Annotated in this window: 2 protein-coding genes; both read right to left on the reverse strand. The window is 35.1% G+C overall.

Annotated features, from left to right (window positions below):
* Positions 1-612, reverse strand: a 612-nt coding sequence (locus AC1WHX_RS12095; protein ID WP_481229467.1) for a phosphatase PAP2 family protein, incomplete at its 3' end; no start/stop codon positions are given.
* Positions 613-699: 87 nt separating this feature from the next.
* On the reverse strand, positions 700-1,446 hold the full coding sequence (locus AC1WHX_RS12100) for a tetratricopeptide repeat protein (RefSeq protein ID WP_122303609.1): 747 nt from the start codon (positions 1,444-1,446) through the stop codon (positions 700-702).
* Between the last annotated feature and the right edge of the window lie 69 nt (positions 1,447-1,515).

The raw sequence follows: 1,515 nt of genomic DNA on the forward strand, positions 1-1,515 counted from the left end.
TCCCTCCTTATTATTATAATAAGGAGAAAGATTCCCTTGAAGCCATCCTCGCTTTACTGCATTACTGCGCCCCGTAACATATAGATAATAACCTCCCCATCCGGTCAATATTCCCCAAACACTTCCTGCTAAAATATCTCCCGGATAATGAACTCCTAAATACATACGGGAATAACATGTCAGCAAAGCCCATATAATAGCAGTAATCGTATATAATTTATTTCTGAATAACAACGCAGTAAAAGTTACCAAACCGGCAGCATTCGCAGCATGACTCGATATGAAACCGAATTTTCCGCCCCGATATCCGTTTGCAATAGTAACGAACTGAGAAAAGTCCGGATCTTGAGCCGGTCTGAAACGGGCAAAATAAGGTTTACAAATCGTCGAAGCGAATTGATCGCATACAGTAACGACAAGAATCATCATTAATATTGTCCATAACGCATCTTTCCAGTTTTTTCGAAAATACACCCAAACAAATGACAAAATAAGCGGTATCCAGATATATTTTCCGGTATATACCCACATAACCTGATCCCAATATACAGTATGATATCGATTGAACAATAACAATATTTGTTGGTCTATCTTGATAAGTTCCTCAAGCATAATGTCTTTATAAAATAAGATTACACAAAGCGACAAAATGCTTCCGCCGTTTTGTGTAATTTAATAAGCGTTCTTTATATTTTTACTTCAAATTATTTCGATTTGATTTGTCGGTATCCAACCTCTATTTCCGTCTGCCAACAAAATTTCAGACCATTCTCCAACTTTATCCAAAAGTTTCACTTTCGTACCTTCATGCAAAACAAAAAGATCTGTTCCGCTTTCAGCCGGTGAACTTTTAATCGTTATCGTCGGCGCAAAGACTATGGCTTCGTTACGCTCGGTTATTTTATCTTTTTGTTCCGATGCAAAACTATTTGAAAATATGGAAACCAATAACAATAATAATCCGGCAAAAAATCCTATTTTCCGCAATAATACATTTCTTGTAAAGAAATACAAATAAATACCTACAATAAAAAGCAGAAAACTAATAATACCTAATATAGCCCAACTGTTTGACGACAAAGTATTTATCAGAGAATGAATCCAAACGGTCAAAAAGAATGAGCCTACCGGTTCTATTTTATCTGTTATATGACTGTTCGCCATATTCAAATTAAAACGTGCATCTTCGTTTCCCGGAGAGAGCAATAATGCCCTTTCGTAATTCAATATAGCTTTTGCATATTGCTTATCTTTATAATAGGCATTTCCTAAATTGTAGTATAAATCTGAAGAGATTCCTTCATCTTGAAGAGCTTTCTCATATAATTCTGCTGCTTTTTTATAATCTTCTCGGCTATATGATTGATTTGCCTGATTCAATAATTCTTGTCCCCAAACAACAGCAGTGAGGCAGAAAAAAAACAGAATACTATATATTTTTTTCATATCGATATCTCTATTTATTTTTTTACGGTATTTTCCATTTTTCCTATCGCTTCCACCGTATCCGCATAC

Source organism: Coprobacter sp., from assembly GCF_982436375.1.